The organism is Magnetococcales bacterium (genome assembly GCA_015231755.1).
In the GTDB taxonomy this organism is placed as follows: Bacteria; Pseudomonadota; Magnetococcia; order Magnetococcales; family Magnetaquicoccaceae; genus Magnetaquiglobus.
The window spans coordinates 20,061-37,945 of sequence record JADGAZ010000005.1 but is presented as its reverse complement, the minus strand read 5'-3'; the positions used below and the strand labels follow the sequence as shown (position 1 = coordinate 37,945).

12 protein-coding genes are annotated in these 17,885 nt (G+C 62.0%); 5 read left to right on the top strand and 7 right to left on the bottom strand.

The annotated features are described in order from the left end of the window. Window positions 1-20: 20 nt before the first annotated feature. Both pepN and HQL98_04615 read left to right on the top strand, forming a co-directional pair. Window positions 21-2,675: an aminopeptidase N gene (gene pepN / locus HQL98_04620; GenBank protein MBF0271352.1), complete on the top strand. Its 2,655-nt coding sequence runs from the start codon at window positions 21-23 to the stop codon at window positions 2,673-2,675. 81 nt (window positions 2,676-2,756) lie between these two features. Further along, window positions 2,757-3,077, top strand: coding sequence for a PilZ domain-containing protein (locus HQL98_04615; protein MBF0271351.1), 321 nt, complete (start codon window positions 2,757-2,759; stop codon window positions 3,075-3,077). Window positions 3,078-3,148: 71 nt separating this feature from the next. Here the strand turns inward: HQL98_04615 and HQL98_04610 are convergent, their stop codons facing one another. Together HQL98_04610 and HQL98_04605 are read right to left on the bottom strand one after the other, a co-directional pair. After that, window positions 3,149-5,116 (bottom strand): SUMF1/EgtB/PvdO family nonheme iron enzyme, encoded by a 1,968-nt coding sequence (locus HQL98_04610; protein ID MBF0271350.1) that lies wholly within the window; start codon window positions 5,114-5,116, stop codon window positions 3,149-3,151. A gap of 81 nt (window positions 5,117-5,197) precedes the next feature. After that, the gene (locus tag HQL98_04605; protein MBF0271349.1) at window positions 5,198-5,860 is read right to left on the bottom strand and encodes a hypothetical protein; all 663 of its coding nucleotides are present in this window, start codon (window positions 5,858-5,860) and stop codon (window positions 5,198-5,200) included. A 204-nt stretch (window positions 5,861-6,064) separates the two neighbouring features. On the opposite strand from HQL98_04605, the gene HQL98_04600 reads away from it, so the two are divergent. Further along, window positions 6,065-6,490 carry a rhodanese-like domain-containing protein gene (locus HQL98_04600; protein MBF0271348.1) on the top strand — a complete coding sequence of 142 codons (426 nt, stop codon included), beginning with the start codon at window positions 6,065-6,067 and terminating at the stop codon, window positions 6,488-6,490. Window positions 6,491-6,535: 45 nt separating this feature from the next. Here HQL98_04600 and HQL98_04595 read toward each other — a convergent pair whose 3' ends face one another. From HQL98_04595 to HQL98_04585, 3 genes are all read right to left on the bottom strand, one after another. Further along, window positions 6,536-7,042: a CBS domain-containing protein gene (locus tag HQL98_04595; protein ID MBF0271347.1), complete on the bottom strand. Its 507-nt coding sequence runs from the start codon at window positions 7,040-7,042 to the stop codon at window positions 6,536-6,538. Window positions 7,043-7,381: 339 nt separating this feature from the next. Continuing rightward, a complete protein-coding gene (gene aspS / locus HQL98_04590) occupies window positions 7,382-9,190 on the bottom strand; it encodes an aspartate--tRNA ligase (protein MBF0271346.1) in 1,809 nt (602 codons plus the stop codon). Next, on the bottom strand, window positions 9,190-10,329 hold the full coding sequence (locus HQL98_04585; protein MBF0271345.1) for an SEC-C domain-containing protein: 1,140 nt from the start codon (window positions 10,327-10,329) through the stop codon (window positions 9,190-9,192). Before HQL98_04585 ends, aspS begins: the two co-directional genes overlap by 1 nt. A gap of 62 nt (window positions 10,330-10,391) precedes the next feature. Between HQL98_04585 and gltX the strand changes: the two genes are divergently transcribed. Both gltX and HQL98_04575 read left to right on the top strand, forming a co-directional pair. Beyond that, window positions 10,392-11,807, top strand: coding sequence for a glutamate--tRNA ligase (gene gltX, locus HQL98_04580; GenBank protein ID MBF0271344.1), 1,416 nt, complete (start codon window positions 10,392-10,394; stop codon window positions 11,805-11,807). 309 nt (window positions 11,808-12,116) lie between these two features. After that, window positions 12,117-12,509, top strand: coding sequence for a hypothetical protein (locus HQL98_04575; GenBank protein MBF0271343.1), 393 nt, complete (start codon window positions 12,117-12,119; stop codon window positions 12,507-12,509). 80 nt (window positions 12,510-12,589) lie between these two features. Here HQL98_04575 and HQL98_04570 read toward each other — a convergent pair whose 3' ends face one another. Beyond that, a complete protein-coding gene (locus tag HQL98_04570) occupies window positions 12,590-17,236 on the bottom strand; it encodes a response regulator (GenBank protein ID MBF0271342.1) in 4,647 nt (1,548 codons plus the stop codon). Continuing rightward, the gene (locus HQL98_04565; protein MBF0271341.1) at window positions 17,233-17,877 is read right to left on the bottom strand and encodes an HAD hydrolase-like protein; all 645 of its coding nucleotides are present in this window, start codon (window positions 17,875-17,877) and stop codon (window positions 17,233-17,235) included. Before HQL98_04565 ends, HQL98_04570 begins: the two co-directional genes overlap by 4 nt. Window positions 17,878-17,885 lie beyond the last annotated feature (8 nt).

Sequence of the window (17,885 nt, the reverse complement as noted above, 5' to 3'; positions counted from 1 at the left end):
CCTCGAAGGCCACGCACCCCATGAGCGATAAACCGAAACAGATCACCCGTCTGGCCGATTACACCCCGCCGGTCCATCTGGTGGAGACGGTCCATCTGGAGTTCTCCCTCCACGACCACGAAACCCGGGTGCGTGCCCGTCTGGCCATGCGCCGCAATCCGCTGGTCACGGGGGAGAGCGCCACGACGCTGCGTCTCGATGGCCGGGAGCTGGAACTGCTCTCCTTGAGCCTCGACGGCAAACCGCTGTCAGCGGACCACTACACCCTCGACCCGGAACACCTGACCGTGCCGAACGTGCCGGAGGCATTTGTTCTGGAGTCGGAAACCCGCATCCATCCGGAAGCCAATCTCTCCCTGGAGGGGCTGTACCGCTCCCGTGGCCTGTTTTGCACCCAGTGCGAGGCGGAAGGCTTCCGCAAGATCACCTTCTATCCGGACCGGCCCGACGTGATGGCCCGCTTCACCGTGCGGGTGGAGGCGGACCGGGAGTCCCTGCCGGTATTGTTGTCCAACGGCAACCGCCTGCAAACCGGGGAGCTGCCGGACAACCGCCACTTCGTCTTGTGGGAGGATCCCCATCCCAAGCCCGCCTATCTCTTTGCCCTGGTGGCGGGAAAACTGGCCTGTCACGCCGGAGCGTTCACCACCCGCTCGGGCCGTCCGGTGGATCTGCAAATCTGGGTGGAGCCGGAAAACATCGCCCAATGTCAACACGCCCTGGACGCCTTGAAAAAATCCATGGCCTGGGACGAACAGCGCTTCGGCTGCGAATACGATCTGGATCTCTACATGATCGTCGCGGTCAACGATTTCAACGCCGGGGCCATGGAAAACAAAGGACTCAACATCTTCAACGCCCAGTATGTCCTCGCCGATCCGGAAACCGCCACGGACGCCAACTACGAAGAGGTGGAAAGCGTCATCGCCCACGAATATTTCCACAACTGGACCGGCAATCGGGTCACCTGTCGCGACTGGTTCCAGCTCAGTCTCAAGGAGGGCTTGACCATCTTCCGGGATCAGGAGTTCTCGGCGGATGTGGGCTCCCGACCCGTGCAGCGCATCCGGGAGGTCCAGCGTCTGCGTTCGGTGCAGTTCCCCGAGGACGCCGGACCCACCGCCCATCCGGTCCGACCCGAAGCCTACATGGAGATCAACAACTTTTACACCACCACGGTCTACAACAAAGGGGCCGAGGTGGTACGCATGCTCATGACCCTGATCGGTCGGGAAGCCTTCCATCGGGGCATCACCCTCTATCTGCACCGCCACGATGGTCAGGCCGTGACGGTGGAGGCGTTCATTCAGGCCATGGAGAGCGCCTCGGGTCGGGATCTGAGTCTGTTTCAGCGTTGGTATCACCAGGCCGGCACCCCCCGGGTGACCGTACACCAGCAGCACCGACCCGACTCCGGCGTTCTGGAATTGACCATCCAGCAGGAGTGCCGCGCCCACAACCAGACCGAATCCGGTCCGCCTCTGACCATTCCGCTGGCCATGGCCCTGCTGGATCCCCAATCCGGCGCTCCCCTGCCCCTCACCCTGGAAGGGGAAAATCCGGCTGCCGCCCCTCTGGAACGGGTGCTGGAGTTGACCCGTGCCGTCGAGACCTTTCGTTTCACCGGGATCGAACGCCCCCCGATCCCGTCGCTGTTGCGGGGTTTTTCCGCTCCGGTCAAGCTTGACGCCCCCCTTTCGGAGGCGGATCTGGCCTTTCTCTGGGGGGCGGAGACCGATCCTTTCAACCGTTGGGACGCCGGACAGACTCTGGCCATCCGCACCCTGCTGACCGCCGCCCGCACGCCGCCGGATCAATCCGTCGCCGTACCGGATCCCTTCGTGCGGGCGTTTTCCGCCACCCTGCAAGCCCCGGAACTGGATCCGGCCATGAAGACCCTGGCCATCACCCTGCCCCCTCTGGGGGTTTTGGTGGAAGCCATGGAAAATGCCGATCCCGGCGCCCTCTTCCGGGCGCGGGAGGCGATACGGTGTGGCTTGGCGATGGCCTGTCGCGACACCCTGCTGGAACTCTACGCCGAAAACCAGACTCCCGGCCACTATCGGCTCGACGGTGCCACCATCGGCAGACGCTCCTTGAAAAATTTCGCTCTGGGACTGCTGATGGCCCTGCCGGACAACGATCCGGCGGCCCGCATGGCCGTCGAGCAGGTCGAATCCGCCGACAACATGACCGATCGGATGGGGGGATTGCTGCCTTTGGTCCACGCCGGACGACCCGAAGCCCAACCACTCCTGGCCCGGATGGAACAACGTTGGCACGCCAATCCGTTGGCCATGGACAAATGGTTCGCCATCCAGGCCATGGCCCCCCTGGAGCAGACCCTGGAACGGGTACGCCAGCTCATGACCCATCCGGCCTACGACCCCCGCAATCCCAACCGGATCCGGGCGGTGATCGGCACCTTCTGCCGGGCCAATCTGGTCTGTTTCCACGATCCTGCGGGATCGGGCTACCGGTTTTTGGCCGAAGTGATCCGGGATCTGGATCCCCACAATCCCCAGACCGCCGCGGGACTGGTCTCCACCTTGAGCCGCTGGAAACAGTTTGAACCGCGACGCCGTCAGGCCATGCGCGCCGCCTTGGAAGAGATCGTCGCCCTGCCGGGTCTATCCCGCAACAGCCACGAAATCGCCTCCAAATGTCTCTCCTGATTGCGCGGGCATACCGAATCGGTCCACAATAACGGCCACCGGATTACACCTCACCCCTTCTCACACGCAGGAGTTGCGCCCATGACCCCGGAACCGCCCCCCTCCACCCCATCCGGGATACCCGAACGCCCCAGAACCGAGGCCCGGTTCCCGTTTCACACCAAGATCCGCCTGGAAGTCGCCCTGGGTCAGAGCGTTTCCGGATTCACGGCGGATGTGAGCATGAGCGGCGCCTTCATGGAGTCGGACATGCCCACGGATGAACTCAGAGTCGGGGACAAAGGGGTGGTTTTTCTGGAAATGAAAGAAGGGGGATCCACCTACGAGGTATCGTTTCCCTGCACCGTGGCCCGGATCAATCCAAGGGGCGTGGGACTGGATTTTGAAAGCGAAGAAGCATAAACCATAAGACCACGGATCACCTCCGTGCCGGGCAAAAGAGGGTAGAGGGTACCCCCAACCCGGATCCGGTTTCAGGCGAGGCGCACCAGCCGAAAGCCCAGATCGTCATAAGAGGCAAACGGCTCCACCCGCATGCGACGGGCGGTACGGCACTCCTTGGCCATGCACATGAAACCGCTGCCCCGCACCACCCGGGCGTCATCCACGGTGCCGCCGTGGGGATTGACCGCCACCCCACGGGTGGAAACCTCGGCCTGGAAACGATCCTCGGTCCACTCCCGCACATTGCCCGCCATGTCGTAGAGTCCCCAATCGTTGGGGCGCTTCTCCCCCACGGGACGGGACTGGCCGCCGGCATTGCTTTTCACCCAGGCGTAATCGGTCAGACTCCAGTGATCCTCATCCCCGGTGATGAAAGGGGCGTCGAGACCGGCCCGAGCCGCGTACTCCCATTCCGCCTCGGTGGGCAGGCGCAAATTGAAATTCTCCCCCAGCAGACGGCTGAACTGACGCACGAACTTCTGCACATCGGTCCAGGAGACCCGGGCCACCGGATGATTGATCTTGCTCTCCCGATACATCCCCGGTGGATAATCCCCCATCACCCGGTTCCAGCGGCCCCAGGTGACCAGATGTTTGCTGATCCAGAATCCATCCAGCCGCACTTCATGTTGAGGCATTTCGTCGGACCGTCGGCCCGACTCTCCCAGGGAAGAACCCATCTTGAAGACACCGCCGGGCAGCCACAAAAACTCCATGCGGGTCAAAGGATCCACCCAGACGGCTCCCCGTTTCCGGGGGGGAGGCGGCGGCGCGACCGGGGGAGGACCAGGCATGCTGTAAGAGGTGTTGCTCTCCTGGAGTCGGGTGGCCGTCGCCGGGGACACTACTTGGGTTTCGGATGAAGTGGCGACGGGATTGGCCAGATCCCCCCGGGTGGGCCGCAACACCACGGTCTTGCGGGCATTGACCTCTTCGGGATTGACCTGGGTGGCAAATTCGTTCATCGAGGCGATGAAGCTGCGCCAACTGCTTTTCTTGCGGGCCACCCCATCCCCCCCGCCCCCCACCACACCCGCTTCCGGGGGGCGCAGGCTGGTCAGAACGGTCGTATCCCCCGACGCCTCGGCGGACGCGGCGGAAGACTCCCCCAGCAGCATGGCGCGCCATTCGCTCACGGACTGGGGACGTTCCTTTTCCAGCACCATCAAGGCCCAGTCCACCGCCTTGAGAAAGCCGGGGGAATAACGTCCACGTCCCATCTCCACCGCCGGTTTCACCGGATCGGGTTCGCAACGCAGACGGGCGGCGATGCGCTGGGAGGCATCCACCGGTTTGTCACCGGTGATGCAGCGGTACAGCACCCCTCCCATGGCATAGATATCCGACCAGGGCCCCTGACGATCCCCGGAGGAGTCATACTGCTCGAAGGGGGAGTAGCCCAGACTCAACAGGCTGGTCATCTGATCCCCCTGACCCGCCACGGACTGACGGGCCGAGCCGAAGTCGAGAATCACCGGGGAACCATCGGCGCGGATCAAAATATTGGGGGGCTTGAGATCCCGATGGATGAAAGCGGCTTTGTGCAGCAGTTCCAGGCCGTCGAGCAGGGGGGGAAGAATGCGTTTGATGGCCGCTTCCGGCAGCACCTTGCGCCGCTTGAGAATGGCGTCCAACCCTTCCCCTTCCACGTACTCCATGACCATGTAGGCGGTATTGGCGTTGCGGAAGAAACTCACCACCCGCACAATGCTCGGATGGCGGAAACGGGCCACGATCTGGGCCTCTTTGAGAAAGCTGTCCAGACCCCAGTCAAAGGTTTTTTTGTCTTCGGGAGAGTTGGGAAGCACTTCACTGCCCCCGCGACGGGAGGCGAAGACGGTGGGCAGATATTCCTTGATGGCCACCACCTGGTTTTGATTGGTATCCCGCCCCAGATAGGTGATCCCGAACCCGCCCTTGCCCAGGACCCGGATGATCTCAAACCAAAGCAGTTTCGACCCGGGAGGCAGCGCGCTGCTGAAGGATTCGGAATTCATGAGTTCTTGCCGGATGGTACGGGTTCCAAAATGCGGACACTCCAGCGCAGGGAGTTGCAGAGTCCCGAGCGCATCCGTGAATCAGCCCAGCCGCGATGCGTCGTGCAAGCGGGCGCGCAAGGCGCCGGCCTGGTCCTCCAGTTGCTCTTCCGACAAGCCCTGCTCTTCGGCGTCCAAACTTTGAACTTTATTCCGTTCCACTTCCTGGCGCAATGGGGATTCCGTGGCATCGCACAAGGATTCGCTCTCATCCGGCAGGGAGTCGTCTTCCGCAGGACGACCGATCAGACGCAAAGCGCCGCCTTGCATGGTCTGGGCATCGTCGCGCCAGATCTCCTCTTCGGGTTCTTCGACCATCTCCCGGTCCCAGGGTTGGGATCGGGACTGGCCGTAACCACTGACCAGTTCCCGGCCATCGCGGATCCAGCCGGCGATATGGCTGATGCCGTTCTTGACGATCAGGGAGAGTCCGGCGGCGATCACCACCCCTTCTTCGAAGAGGCGCACGCCGATGGGCTGACTGGGGGAGGTCACCACCGGACGGCGACGCACCGCATCCCGCCCCTGGGACCGTTCGACCCGGGAGGCCGCCAAATGGATTTCCTGGAGTCGGTTGCCTTTTTTCGGCTGGATATTCTGATTGGCCAGGATCGAGGGACGACCGGGTCGTTCGCTGCGCTCGGTGGACCGATCATAGCCATTCCCCCGGACACTCTGTTTACGTTTATTTACGTTCATGCTCATGTCATTTCGCCGGTCATGTGCCAAAGCCGCTTGACGGAACCACGCATCCGGTTTACCTCTTGAAAAAGCGTCCTGGACGCCATTTCAAAACAACCGGACCGGAAGGGTCCACCCGTAAAACCGATCACATCCATCGGCATGAAATCCAATCCCCCCGCGGGATGCCCTCATGAACCATCGATCTTTCCCAAGGAGACCTCTCGCATGCTGCCATCCGCCCCCCACAGTCCATCCGATCCCCAGCTTGGACATCTGACGCCAGCCGAAGCGTTCCAGTTGGTATCCAAGCCGGACACGCTTTTCATCGACATCCGCTCCGAGGTGGAACATTTTTTCGTCGGCTGCCCGAAGGGTGTGATCAACATTCCCTGGCAAGACGCCCCGGATTTTGAGTTGAATCCTGATTTTGTCCCGGATATCACCCGCACGGCCAAAGACAAAACCCGCACCATCGTATTGATCTGCCGTTCCGGGCACCGTTCCATCGACGCAGGCAACCGTCTGATCCAGGAAGGGTTTTCGTCCGTCTACCACGTCCTGGAAGGGTTCGAGGGGGATCGGGACGAGCAGCATCACCGTTCCAGCGTCAACGGCTGGCGTTTTCGCGGACTGCCCTGGGTCCAGTGCTGAACCCCCTTAAGCCCTCTTCAAACCGTGCGGCGCCGGCCAGCCGATTCAGGCGAAAAAGCGCCGCACAAATCCCATCATGTCGGGAACCAGATAAATCAGAAAACCGATCACCGACAACACCACCACCAGCACCACCCCACCCACCACATTCACGGTGAGATCGGAATAACTCACCGCCCGGGTCATCATGGCGGCGATATCCCGCATGGAGACCACCCCCATGAAGCGCTGTCCGTCGAACACCAGCAAATGGCGGATGCGGTGTTCTTTCATCAGGTTGAGACTCGCCTTGCAGGTGGTGTCGAACTCCACCCGCACCAGATCCCGGGTCATCACCTCATGGATCGGGGTACGGAACGGATCCCGTTTCTTGCCCACCACCCGCACCAGCAGATCCCGTTCCGAGAAATAGCCGACCACGGCGCTCCCTTCCATCACCACCAGGGAACCACCACCCCGCGACACCATGATGTCCACACCTTCCGACACGGTGCGGTACTGGTTGACGGTGGCGACACTATCCTGAATGACCGACGTGATCCTGCATGACATGGTTGGCGACCTGTTCTCGAAAGTGTCGTTTCGTCCGAATGCTCCGGCTCCGACCGATTCTTTTGTTTCCGCTTGAATCGGTTCGATCTTACCCGGAGGGGACCCTTCCAGTCATTGAAAAAAACGCTCCGGCACAAAAACGCCCCTGACCTTCGGGTGTGCATGAAAAACCAGAATCATGCAGCTCCCTCCCCGTAATCACCACCCGGTGATCGCCCACCGGGTGGTCGCATCGATCACAACCGTCAAAAAACCAATCCCGAAACACCATCCCGCTCATCCGGCTAAGGATTGGCTCGCAAATATCATACCAACAAAAGTCAGAAAGAGCGCCTCCGCCTACTCTCCCCGAGGCCGGACGGTGCTGCGCAGATGGAGTTCGCGCAACTGGGCGGCATCCACCACCGAGGGGGCCTGTGTCAACGGACAGGCGGCCTTCTGGGTTTTGGGGAAGGCGATCACATCCCGGATGGAGTCGGCTCCCACCATCATGGCCAGCAAACGATCCATGCCCAGGGCCAATCCACCGTGGGGCGGCGCGCCGAACTCTAAGGCGCGCAACAGGAATCCGAACTTCTCCTCGGCTTCTTCCGGACCGATGTTCAGCAGTTCCAGCATGCGCCGCTGCATGGCCGGGTCGTGGATACGGATCGATCCCCCCCCCACTTCGCTGCCGTTGAGCACCAGGTCATAAGCCTGGGAACGAACCGTGTCCACTCCCGCGCCCCCCTGGCCTTCCAGGTTGGCGAAATCCTCCACCATGGGGGCGGTGAAGGGATGATGCACCGCCGAAAACCGTTTGGCCTCCTCGTCCCACTCCAGCAAGGGAAACTCCGTGACCCAGGCGAAGGAAAACGGAATCTCGTCCATCAGGTTCAGTTCCCGCCCCACCTTGACCCGCAGACGCCCCAACGCCTCGTTGACCACCTTGAGCCGGTCGGCGCCAAAGAAAAGCAGATCCCCCGTCTGCACTCCGGTGGCGGCGGCGATGGCGGCCAATTCGGCTTCGGAGAAAAACTTGACGATGGGAGATTGCCATCCCCCCTCCTGCCAGGGACCGTTGATCTTGATATAGGCCAACCCCTTAGCCCCGTAGATGGAGACGAATTCCGTATAGGTATCGATCTCCTTGCGGGTCATGGAGGCCCCGCCGGGCACCCGCAACACCTTGATGGCCCCCTGCTGGCCCCGCAAACCGGTCATCTGGGCCACCTGGGCGAACACCTTGAACTGGGTCTCCCGCAGCAACGGGGTCAGATCGGTCAACTCCATGCGGATGCGGGTATCCGGGGCGTCCAGACCATAACGGGCCATGGCTTCGTCATAGGTCATGCGGGGGAACGGAGCGGGCAGGGTCACCCCCAGCACCTCCTGAAACAGCCGCGCCACCAACCCTTCCACCAGACCGATCACCTGATCCGAATCCACAAAGCTCATCTCCAGATCCACCTGGGTGAACTCCGGCTGCCGGTCGGCCCGCAGATCCTCATCCCGGAAACAGCGGGTGATCTGGAAATAGCGGTCAAACCCGGAGATCATCAACAACTGCTTGAACAACTGGGGAGACTGGGGCAGGGCATAGAACTCCCCAGGATTGACCCGGGAAGGCACCAGATAGTCCCGGGCACCTTCGGGGGTGCTGCGGGTGAGCATGGGGGTTTCGAGTTCCAGGAATCCGCACTCGTCCAGGGTGCGCCGCATGGACTGCATGGCCCGGTGACGGGTCATCAGGTTGCGCTGCATCATCGGACGGCGCAGATCCAGAAAACGATGGGTCAGACGCACCCCTTCCCCCACCTCCTCGTCGAGTTGGAACGGCAAAGGCTGGGAGGCGTTGAGAATGGTCAACCGATCCACCCGTACCTCGATCAAACCGGTGGGCAGTTTGGTGTTTTCGGTCTCGGCGGGACGACGGGCCACCTCCCCGGAAAGATGCACCACATACTCGCTGCGCAACTGATGGGCTTCGCTGTGGACCGTGCTGTGTTCATCGGGGCTGAACACCACCTGCACCAGACCGGTCCGGTCCCGCAGATCGACAAAAATCACCCCCCCGTGATCCCGACGCCGGTTCACCCAACCGCACAGCACCACCCGCTGACCCACCAGGGTCTCACGCACGTCGTTGCAATAATGACTGCGCTCCATCAGCGATCCTCCCCGTCCGGACCCGTCAACGGCGGCTGTTCCATCGCCTCGCCCTCCTCATCCTCCCCGTCCTCTTCCATCAACGGCTGACGGTTGCGGGCGCGCTCCAGGGATTCGGCCACCAGTTCCGCCATGTAGGCCTGCTCCTGCTCCCGGAAACCGGCGCTCAACTCCTGGGCACGCTCGTAAGAGGCTGCTGCCTCGTCCCACTGCTCGCTGCCATGGCGCAACAAACCCCGCAGATAGTGATTGAATGGATTGTCCGGTCTGCCCTCCATGGCGATATCCACCCAGCTCTCCGCCCCTTCCAGGTTGCCCTGGTCGATGTAGAAGGCCGCCAGCTTCTGGGCCACCTGCCAAGCTTCGATCTTGCGCAGATTCTTGTATTCGTCGATCAGGAACCGTTCCCCTTCGTCCTGCAAGCCCGCATCCACCAGCCATTCGGCGTAACGGGCGATCCAGTAGTCGATCAACAGGAAGGGATCTTCCCGGTCCCCGTCCAGCATGCGCTTGAGCAGCGTCAAAGCGGTATCCAACTCCCCTTCTTTCTGATAGGCTGCTGCCATTTCCGCCAGCACCAGGGGCGCACATTTGTCCAAAGGCACCTCGTCGAGCACATCCAGCGACAACCCCTGAATGATCTGGGAGGCGGCCATGGCCCGCATCATCGGCGTGGGAGAACCGATCTTCCAGGCCACGGATTGCTCGGACTCCAGATGACACTGTTTGAACTTCTTGCCCGAGCCGCAAGGACAGATATCGTTGCGACCGATCTTGGGCGGGGCCACGGGACGGATGGGTCGGGCCGCGAAACCGTGTTCGGGACTCGGCGCCATGGCCATCAGGCGCTCGGCGAAATACCGGAACCACTTGTAAAATGGACCGGCCTCGGCCTGCTCGTCATCGGCCAGCCAGCGGGTCAGCGCATCGACATTGTTCAATTGCGCAGCCCGAACCAGGGCGCTGACATAAATTTCAGGTTGGTTGAGGTCTTTCGGTGAACCCACGGTACGGCTCCTTGCAAGGTTGATGGGGTAACGCACCCTTTGAGAACCACGAATCTTACCCAAGACCCCCCTCCAACGCCAGTCTGGACAAAATCCGTTTCTTGAAAAAAAATAGAAAGCAGCCAAACCCATTCACCGGGGAATTCCCCGCTTCCGTGTCCTTCGGGACACCAGGACCACCAAAGATGCCCACCATGACGCTGCGCACCCGTTTCGCCCCTTCACCCACCGGATTCCTCCATATCGGTGGCGCCCGCACCGCGCTGTTTTGCCATCTTCACACCCGTCGCCACCAGGGTACCTTCGTCTTGCGCATCGAAGACACGGATACGGAACGTTCCACCCAAGAGGCGGTGGAGGTGATCCTGGAAGGACTCCGCTGGCTGGGACTGTCGCCGGACGAAGGCCCCTATTTTCAATCCCATCACACCCGCCGATATCTGGATGTGGTGCAGGAACTGCTTCAGGCGGGTCACGCCTATGTCTGCACCTGCTCCAAAGAGCGGCTCGACGCCCTGCGGGAACGCCAGCGGGAAACCGGAGACAAACCCCGTTACGACGGTCTGTGCCGGGAACTCAACCTCCCGGCGGATCCGCAACGCCCCCACGTGATCCGTTTCAAGACCCCCCGGGAGGGCGAAACCCTCTGGGAGGATCACATCCAGGGACCGATCCGCATCGCCAACGGCGAACTCGACGACCTGATCCTGGTGCGCTCCGACGGCTCTCCCACCTACAACCTGGCGGTGGCGGTGGATGACCATGACATGGGCATCACCCTGGTGATCCGCGGCGAAGACCACATCAGCAACACTCCGCGCCAGATTCATGTGTTCAAGGCGCTGGGCTGGGAGATTCCCGCCTACGCCCACATGCCCCTGCTGCACGGTTCCGACGGGGCCAAGCTCTCCAAACGCCACGGAGCGGTTTCGGTGCTGCAATACCGGGAGGAGGGCTTTCTCCCGTCGGCTCTCAACAACTATCTGGCCCGCCTGGGCTGGTCCCACGGGGAACAGGAGATCTTCACCCCAACCGAACTCGAACAGCTCTTCGACATCGGTTCCCTGGGCCGTTCCGCAGCCATCTTCGACCGGGCCAAGCTGTTGTGGATCAACGGTCACCACATCCGCGCCGCCACCCCGGAACAGCTCCTGCCGGAACTGGCCTATCAACTGGCCCGACTCGGCATCGACCCCCCACCCCCCGCCGAAAAACTGGCAACCATCCTGCCGGAGTTCCAGGCCCGGGCCGCCACCATGGTGGAAATGGCGCAGAAATGCCGTTTCCTGTTCATCGACTCGGTGCAGCCCTACGAAGAAAAAGCGGCCCGCAAACATCTGACCGTTGCCATGCGCGACCCCCTGGCGGCTTTGGCCTCCGCCCTGGCAGCCCTGCCGGAGTGGACCACCGCCGCCCTGGAGAGCGCCTTCCAGGCCACTCTGACCACCTTCAACCTCTCCATGGGGCAACTGGCCCAACCCCTGCGGGTGGTGCTCACCGGCTCCGGTGCTTCACCGGGGATCCTGGAAACCTTGTGGATGCTGGGCCGGGACCAAAGCCTGCTCCGGCTCCAAGAGGGGCTGAACCATCTGGCCTCCCAGCAAGCCTGATCATCCCCCCCCCGGATCCCCGCACGCTCCCCAAAAAAACGCGGGGATCCGGATTCTCCCCCCAAACAACCCGCCAATCCACGAAAATCCCGCAACCAACGCCCATCCAACCCAAAATCACGCCTTGGCATCCGGCATCAACGATGCGATAATTCATCGAACAACGATACACGATCCGGGGCCTATCCGGCCCCACGATTTCCGTTAAGATCCGTCTTTTTCGATCCGTACCATTAATGTTCAACCCGTCACGAAACAGGCCCCGGTTGAAAACGAGCGCCTGAACACCCCAGATCCAAGGAGCGTTTCATGCAGACCATCCAGACCCCATTCGGCCTCCGTTCCCTCGCCACGACCGCCGCCCTGGCCGCCGTCCTGGCCGTCGGCACCCCGACCCCAGCCCAGGCGGACGGTGGCGCCACCGCAGCCGCCATCATCGGCGCCGGCATCACTGGCCTGCTGGTGGGATCCAGCGTCGAGCATCATGCCCATACCGCTCCCCGCCACGCTTATCCCGTCTATGCGACCGCCTACCCGGTGGCCTACGCGGCCCCCTCCACCCTGGCCATCGTCACCCCGGTCACCGTGAGCTATTCCGCGCCCGTGGCCTATACCGTTCCAGTCGCCTACACCGTTCCGGCCACCACCGTCACCTACGCGGTTCCGGTTGCCCAGCCCGCCGGCTGTCTTTATCCACGCTAGACCGCGCCCCAACACCCTCCGGAAATCGGAACGGCCCGCGCCACCCGGATGCGCCACCCCGATTTCCGGATGTTCCCCAGTCATCCCCCCTGGCCGATGATCGACTCCCTTTCCAACGCCTCCTGCAACCCCGGCTGCGCCGCCTGAAACGCAGCCACCGCCGCCGGATGCAACCGCACCGCCGGCAGGGTATCCCGTTCCCGCGCCGCCTTTTCGATCACCGCGCACAATTCCGACAAAGCCATGGCCCCCACGGTGGCGCTGTTGGATTTCAACGCATGGGCCGCCGACCGCACCACTTCCGACTCCCCGTTGGTCCCGCCCCGCTCGATGGCCTGCAACAGATTGGGGGCGCTGGACAGATACTCCTCGATCACCAAAGAAAAAGTCCCAGGCACCGCCTTCATGGCGTTCCAGAAACGTTCCAGACAGACCGAATCCAGAAACAGCGCCTTGCCCTCATCGGGAATCTCCCGGGCCACCGGTGAAGGGGGCACCATCTCCCGTTCGTGGATCGGCAACCACTGGGACAACTTGCTGGCCAGGGCATCCCACAGCACCGGCTTGGCCAGATAATCGTTCATCCCCGCCTCCAGGCAACGCTCCCGGTCTCCGCTCAAGGCGTTGGCGGTCATGGCCAGAATGGGCACCGGCTCCCCATGTCCCCGCAATCCCTCCCACTCCCGGATGCGACGGGTCGCCTCCAATCCATCCATGTTCGGCATCTGCATGTCCATCAGGATCACATCCGGCCTCCCGGCGAACGCCTTGGCCACCCCCTCCTCCCCATCCCTGGCGATCTCCACCTCCAGCCCCATCTGCTTGAGCATGCTGGCCGCCACCTGCTGATTGACAAAGGTATCTTCCACCAGCAATACCTTGCCCACAAAGGCGGTCGCCGTGCGGGTCACCGAGCCTCCTCCGCTCTCCGCCTCCCCTTGTCCAGCCGGATGGATCAGCACCTCCAGGGCACGAGCCAAACGCTTGGGGCCAACCGGTTTCATGATGAACGCCCCCACCCCCGCCTCGTTCAACACCGACTCTTCCAGATGAATGCCGCTGCTCAACAGCATCACCTTGAGGGGCGGAAGGGTTTGGTCCGCGTGGATCATGCGGGCCACATCCAGCCCATCCACCCCGGTCAGGCGCAAATCCAACACCACCACGTCGAACGCCTCATCCGGATTCCGGGCCGTCTCCCGCAACAGGGCCAACGCCTCCCTGCCACTCACCACGCTGCGACACCGCACCCCCCACACATGCAGATAATTCTCCAGGATGGTCCGATGGGTCTCATTGTCTTCCACCAGCAACACCCGCACAGGGCCCAGATCCGGCTTTTCGGCAGGCCGGGACCCGGGCAGCTTGCCGAACTCGACTTCAAACCAGAAGATCGAACCGGCCCCCGGTTGACTGGCCAGTCCAATCATCCCTCCCATGGCCTCGACAATCTGCCGGGCGATGACCAGTCCCAGGCCGGTTCCGCCAAAACGCCGGGTGGTGGAATCATCGGCCTGAACAAAAGGCTGAAACAGCTTCTCCCGGGCCTGGGAGGCAATGCCAATGCCCGTGTCGATCACATGAAACCGGATGCGCACCGCAGTCGGACCATCCTCCACCAGATCCGCCCGGATGGTCACTTCGCCGTTCTGGGTAAACTTGATGGCATTGCCCGCCAGATTGATCAACACCTGACGCAAGCGCACCGCATCGCCGATCAACTCCGGATGCAGCCGCCAGGAGACATGAATCGCCAGCTCCAACCCTTTGCCATAGGCCGCGCCGGAGAGCATGGTGCCGATGCTGTCCACCACATCCCGGGGATCGAAGGGGATCTGTTCCAAAACCAGTTTGCCCGCCTCGATCTTCGAGAAGTCGAGAATGTCGTTGAGCACGCTCAATTGCAGTTCCGCGGACTGGGTGGCCACCGCCAGATATTGCCGCTGCATGGGATTCATGCGGGTCTTGCCCAGCAGGGTCAACATGCCGATCACCCCGTTCATGGGTGTGCGCACCTCGTGGCTCATGTTGGCCAGGAAGGTGCTTTTGGCATGGCTGGCGGATTCGGCCTTCTCCTTGGCGAGGATCAGTTGACGGTCAAGAATTTTCTTTTCCACGATGCCCGCCAGGGTGTTGCGCACCGTGGAAAGGAAATCCTCCTCATCCCGGCCCCGCACATGGGTGGAGGGCAGAAAAATTTGAATCACCCCCTTGACCTGTCCACCCGGGGACAACGGCGCGGAATAATAGCTCCATGCCCCCTCCGGCAGACCGGGAATGATCCCTCCGGGCCAACTGCCGGCGTCGATGAAGACGATTCCGGGGGTCTGCACCCCCCAGGCGGTTTCCAGCAACGCCTTGCCGGCCCGCTCGGCGCTGCCCGAGTCGCTCAAACCGATCTGACAGACCACATCCCCCCCGCCCTCCCCGGCGCCAAAGAGATGAATCGCTCCCCGGCCATCCGGCACGAACCAGGGCGCGGAAAGAATCCGCCCCAAGGCGTCGCGGATGAACTCCCACAAAAACAGGGACTGATCCATGGCGGCGAACAGCAACCCGTTGAGGATGTCCTGGGCCTGTTTGGAGCGCAACAGCCGCGCCTGGGCGATGCGCCGATCGGTGATGTCCGTGGCGATGCCGCAAATGGACAAGAAACCACTGTCATCGACCACCACGGGAAAACGGATGGTATGAAAAATCCGCCTGTCGGATCCGATGGGGATGATCATGTCCACATCCGCCGCCACTCCCCGTTGCAACACGGTGCGATCCGACTCGATGAATCCCTGGGCGATCTCCTCCGGAAAAAGCTCATCGTCCCGGCACCCGATGATCGCGGCGGGGTCGAGCTGAAAAGTCTCGGAGAAGGGACGGTTGACCAGTACATAACGCCCGGAATAATCCTTGAGAAAAACCAGACTCGGCATATTGTCGAGAATGGCCTGCAAGCGATTTTCGCTGCGGGTCAATTTTTCAAAGGTCTCCCGCAGTTGCAACTCCGAAATCTTGCGATGGGTGACATCTTCCTGGATGCAGACAAAATGGGTGACATGCCCCTCGGCATTGACCAGAGGCGAAAGGGAGGCATGGGTCCAATAAAGGCTGCCGTCCTTGCGCACGCTCTGGAACTCCTCCCGCCACGCCTGCCCGGAACGCAACATCTCCCACATGCGGTCGTAGTCGCTGCCAGACTTGGCCTGCGCCTGTAGAATCAGCGGCGTGGTTCCCAGGGTCTCCTCCGGGCCGTAGCCGGTGAGCTGGGTGAATTTTTGATTGACGTACTCGATGCGACCCGAGGCATCGGTGATCAAGACGATGTTGGGACTTTGCTCCACCGCCGTGGAAAGCTTGAGAATCAACGCCTCGTCGGCCCGTTTCTCCTCCAGCAGCCGATCCTTGCGGATGGCGGCATCCAGGGTGTTGGCGGCCAGTTGCATAGCGTCGATCTCGCCGGAACTCCAGGTCCGTTCCCGGCGGCAATCCTCGAAGCCCAGCAAGCCCCAAAAGGTATCGTGGACCAGAATCGGCATCACGGCGATGGACAGGATGCCCCGTTCGGACAAAAAGGCCCGCTCCTCCTCCGGAAAGTCCCGGGTGCGGCCAAACAAATACTCGCCACCGACAAACCGCTCCTTCCAGCGGGAGAGTCCGAACCGGTCCAGGGGACACTCGTGGAATCGTCCATCCTCTTTTTGAGCCTGGATGCCGTGGGCGGTCCACTCGTGGATCAGGGTGATCAACAGTCCACCGTTGTCTTCCACGCTGGCCTTGAGGATGTAGGCCCGGCTGACATTGGCCGCCACCCCCAGATCCATCAACACCGCGTCGATGTTCTGTCGCCACCCCCCGTGAAACAACAACCGCTGGGCAATGGCGGCCACGGTGTTCAACACCCGGGTGCGTTTGGCGACCTGCTCTTCCAGGATCTGACGGTGATGGGCCAGCTCCTTTTCCGCCTTTTTGCGCCGCTTGGACTCCCGTACCGCCAGCACCCCGAACGCCAAAGTATTGGCCAACTCGGTGAGCAGTTCCACCTCCACGGCGCTGAAGGCCCGGGGGGTATGGGCGTAGACGCTCAACACCCCGAACAGGCTCTCCCGATCCAGCAACGGCAACGCCACCGCCGAGGCGTAACCATAACGCATGGCCTGTCGCTGCCACATCCCGGTGGACTGGGAGAGCAGAATGTCGTGCATGGGGGTGGGTGCCCGGTTGCGAATGGCGGTACGGGCCGGTTCCTGAATGTTGCCGGATTCCAGCCAGGTCTGCCGGAAATCCCGCATCCGTTCCGAATCGAGCCGGGAATGGGCCACCGGGGTGATGGTGCGTTCCGGATCCGATTCCACGAAGCCGCACCAGGCGAACCGGTATCCCCCCACCTCCACCAGCAGCGTACAGGCCCGGGCCAGGATCACCACATCGCTTTTTTCCTGGTTGACCAGTTTGTGACACTGTTCCAAAAGGGTCAAAGCCCGGTTGGCGGCGGTCAACTCCTGCTTGGCCTTGAGCTGCCGCCGCATATCCTTTTGCAAACGGGCGTGCATGGTCACCAGCAGCGTGGTGAAAGCCACGCCGCCGACCAGCAGGATCCAACGCCAACTGCCACTCTCATGGACCGGCTGATGCGAAAGCCACCAGGAAAAAAAGGTGGCCCCCACCCCCAACCCGGCGATCAGAATCGTGAGCAGATGCTGTCGCAACCACCCTGCAGGCACCGATCCGCTCATGACACCTCCCCTTCTGTCCACGGGGCATCCGGGAGTCCCAGTTCCCTGAAATCCAACACGGAGACAAACCGTCCCGCCGCATGGGGAGGTGCCGCGGAGTTGGGATGACGCACCTGACGCAGATGGGCGATGCCGAATGCGCTGGCGGCGGTCAATACGGACTCCGCATCGTCCACCAGCAAAGTGCTGGCCGGATCAAAATCCAGACGCCGGGCCAAAGCCGGCCAGAAAGGGGCCTGCTCCTTGGCCCAACCCACCTCGTGACTGGTGATGGTCGAAGTCAGATAGGCCCCGATGGGGGTACGGGCCAGTTTCAGGTCCAACGAAAGCGGATGGGCATTGGTGACCAGATGAATCGGACGCCCACTGGCCCCCACCCGTTCCAAAAAAGGCAACACATGGGGATGCACCGCGATCAAATGGGCCACATCCTCTTTCAAAAGCGGAATGTCCAACCCCAACCGCTCGGACCAGTGGTGCAGGTCATACCAGGCCAACGTGCCCTGATGTTCCTGATAGGCCTTTAACACCCGCTCCCTGGCCTCCTCGAACCGCATCCCGTGTTTCCGGGCATAGGCCTCCGGCACGGTGCGACGAAAAAACACATCGTCGAAATGCAGATCCAACAGGGTGCCGTCCATGTCGAGCA